Source organism: Lactobacillus nasalidis (assembly GCF_016587775.1).
GTDB classification, from domain to species: domain Bacteria; phylum Bacillota; class Bacilli; order Lactobacillales; family Lactobacillaceae; genus Lactobacillus; species Lactobacillus nasalidis.
Genome location: NZ_BOCG01000728.1, coordinates 1 through 2962 on the forward strand (window position 1 = coordinate 1; position 2962 = coordinate 2962).

Sequence of the window (2962 nt, forward strand, 5' to 3'; positions counted from 1 at the left end):
GGCGGCTGCCGTCCACCTTGACGTCAACCTGCCGGCTCAAGCGGACCAGCTGGACGGTCCGGTAAGTCAGCCAGCTGCCAGCGGCTATGGCCAGGACTGCAATCAGTGCCACAATCCCCCAGCCGCTTCTATCGGCTTTTTTCTTTCCAGAATTCCTGCGCATTTTCCAAAACCCCCATCTTTTGAAAAAGCTGCTAATTATTAGTTAATTGCATCTCCATAATTTCATTTTAATGCAGAATGTAGGATCTATAAAGCGCTTACCAGCAAAAAGACATATCTTTTCGAAATATGTTTATATTCTTCTGCTTATCATGACAACTAATTAAGAAACAGTTGCCTGAATGGACAATTCGTCTGGAAATGCCTAAAATAGGAAGCATGAAAATCAAGCAAGCATAGTATTGGAGGAAGTCCTTGAAGAAAAAAGTTTTGTTAATCGCCGCAGCTGCCCTGGCCTTGACTGCCTGCTCCAGCAAGAAGACCAGCACCAGCACGGAAAGCGCCAAGAAGGCAGCCAGCTCCATCTCGAGCTCAAACGTCGTCAAGCAGACCAGCAACAAGATCAACCTGGAAAACTACCGGAAGATCAAGGTCGTGGAAAAGACCGGGGCCACTCCCAGCGAAGTCACTGCCCTGCTGGGCCGGAGCGCCGACGCCAAGAGCAAGGCAAAAACGACCGGCCTAAACGCCACGATCTACACCTGGGAAGGCGTCCAAAACGGCAGTGCCGGCTCAAACCTGACCGTCGAATTCGCCAATGGCGTTGCTATTGCCAAGCAGATTTCCGGTCTGGAAGTCAGCCGGAGCAAAAAGATCACCGTGAAAGATTACAAGTCGCTTAAAAAAGGCATGACGCAGGATGAAGTCGAAGAAATCATCGGCAAGCCAAACGGCTACTCCGAATCCGACTACTCCAGCGCAGAAACCGTCTTATGGCTGTACACGAGCGGCCTGAAGAGCGACAGCTCGGCCAGCTTCTACGTTACTTTCCAAAACAACAAGCTGATTGACAAGTCGGCGCAGAACTTCAGTTAAATCTGCCGCAAAAGAGCCCCCGGAAATCCGGGGGCTCTTTTTAGTCCGTCAAAAATGTACAAAAAAAGCGAGCCTTCCTGCTCGCTTACTAGATGCCCACTAAAGGAGTCGAACCTTCACTCTGTTGCCAGAACAGCGACCTGAACGCTGCGCGTCTGCCAATTCCGCCAAGTGGGCTTGCCGTTGACAATATTTATAATATCAAAAGACGGCCTAAAAGGGAAGCCCTTTTTATAAAAAAATTGTTTTTATTACTTCGCCGCTGGTCCAGCGGGTGATTTCGCGGTCTTTCTCCAGCAGCAGCCGGCCTTGCTCGTCAAAGCCGGCGCAGGTGCCGCTGACAATCCGGCCCTGCACTTTCAGACTGACCGGCCGGCCAAGCAGAATGCTCAGCTGCCGGTAGCGCGGCAGAAAGTCCCCCGGCTCTTCGGCAGACTGGCGGATCACTTCTGCCAGCTCACCAGCCAAATCTGGATCAAAAGCGCCCCCCGGCCGCAGACTGCCGGCCTGCGGCAAGTCTGCCGGGAAGGACTCCGTAGCCAGGTTGAGGCCCAGACCCACGACCAAACCGCCAGCCAGCTGCTCAGTCAGGATCCCGCCGACCTTCTTTTCTTTAAAATAAAGGTCATTGACCCACTTCAAGCCGATGTCCAGAGCATATTTTTTCCTTAAATAATCCGCCACGCCCGTGCCGATAGCCAAAGTGGCTGCCGGAAGCGGCGGGCCAGCCAGGCAGACTGACAGGTAAAGCCCCTGCTTGGGCGAATAAAAGGCCCGCCCCTGCTTGCCGTATCCGGCCGTCTGTTCAAGAGCGCAGACGGCAAAAGGCGGCTGCTTATGCTCAAGCAGCTCCTTGGCCAGATCTTGCGTCGACGGCAAAAGATCGTACCGAAAGACTTGCATCTTCAACCTCTAAGACAGGTGCACGCCCTTGTCGACATAGATCACGTCACCCACCAGACCACTGGAGAGGTCGCTCAGCAAGAAGGCGCAGCAGTTGCCCAGCTCCTCAAGACTGACGTTTACGCCGTCAACCGTCAGCGACCGGGACTGTTCCAGCAGGTCCTTGTGGCCGCCAATACCGGTTACGGCCAGGGTCTTCATGGCCCCGGCAGAAATGGCGTTGACCCGAGTTCCAGTCTTGCCCAGGTCGCGGGCAAGATAGCGGACAGAGCTTTCCAGGGCTGCCTTGGCAATCCCCATCGTGTTGTAGTTGGTGACTGCTCTTTCAGAGCCGATGAAGGTCAGCGTGACGATGCTGGACTTTTCCGCCAGCAGCTGCTTGGCTTTAGCTGCCTTGGCAACCGCGATCAGCGAATAGCTGGAGATGTTCTGCGCCGTTAGGTAGCCGTCACGGGTTGAGTTGAGAATCGAGCCTTCCAGTTCGTTTTTCGGCGCAAAAGCCACCGCGTGCACCAGACCGTCAATTTGGCCAAAAGCTGCCTTGACCTGGTCAAAAGCCGCGTCGATGCTTTCATCGCTGGCGACATCGCATTCAACCATGCGGTCGGCCGGCAAGCCCAGTTTAAGCAGATTCTTTTGCAAGCGCTCGTTTTGGTAGCTGTAGATCACTTCCCCGCCCTGAGCCAAGATCTGCTGAGCGCAGCCCCAGGCAATCGAGCGCTTGTTGGCTACGCCCATTACTAAAAACTTTTTACCAGCTAAAATTCCTGCCATGTCTTTTCACCTAAAACTTTCTGAAACGTTCATAGCGCCGGCTGAGCAGTTCGCCTGCCGGCAGCTTTTGCAACTTTGCCAATTCCTGCGTCAAAATCCGCTTGATTTCCGCGCACTGGGCCTGCTTGTCCGCCCCTTGAGCGATCACGCCCTCGATCACCTGGCCGGCCAGCAGCCGGTCCGGCGTCAGCCCCAGCAGGTCTGCCGCCTCTTCGGCCCGGCCAGCGTCCTTCCACAGAATCGACGC

The 2962-nt window shown here is 54.6% G+C and carries 3 protein-coding genes, 1 tRNA gene and 1 pseudogene; 1 reads left to right on the forward strand and 4 read right to left on the reverse strand.

Going from position 1 to position 2962, the window contains the following annotated elements; genetic code table 11:
- Window positions 1–417 precede the first annotated feature (417 nt).
- Entirely contained in the window at window positions 418–1038 is a 621-nt protein-coding gene (locus tag lacNas_RS14010) for a DUF3862 domain-containing protein (RefSeq protein ID WP_201330046.1), read from the forward strand.
- Between the two features lie 93 nt (window positions 1039–1131).
- On the opposite strand, the gene lacNas_RS14015 is transcribed toward lacNas_RS14010, so the two are convergent.
- The 4 genes and pseudogenes from lacNas_RS14015 to lacNas_RS14030 form a co-directional block, all read right to left on the reverse strand.
- A tRNA-Leu gene (locus lacNas_RS14015) sits at window positions 1132–1215 on the reverse strand.
- Window positions 1216–1269: 54 nt separating this feature from the next.
- Window positions 1270–1941, reverse strand: a complete 672-nt coding sequence (locus lacNas_RS14020) for a biotin--[acetyl-CoA-carboxylase] ligase (protein ID WP_201335794.1) — start codon at window positions 1939–1941, stop codon at window positions 1270–1272.
- Window positions 1942–1950: 9 nt separating this feature from the next.
- Window positions 1951–2715: an enoyl-ACP reductase FabI gene (fabI, locus tag lacNas_RS14025; protein WP_201332044.1), complete on the reverse strand. Its 765-nt coding sequence runs from the start codon at window positions 2713–2715 to the stop codon at window positions 1951–1953.
- 10 nt (window positions 2716–2725) lie between these two features.
- Window positions 2726–2962: pseudogene (locus tag lacNas_RS14030) on the reverse strand (acetyl-CoA carboxylase carboxyl transferase subunit alpha); the annotation flags it as partial.

What these genes read in the sequence shown, in the direction of transcription:
- lacNas_RS14020 (WP_201335794.1), bottom strand. Translation starts at nt 1,941, where the DNA reads ATGCAAGTCTTTCGGTACGATCTTTTGCCGTCGACGCAAGATCTGGCC.
- fabI (WP_201332044.1), bottom strand. Translation starts at nt 2,715, where the DNA reads ATGGCAGGAATTTTAGCTGGTAAAAAGTTTTTAGTAATGGGCGTAGCC.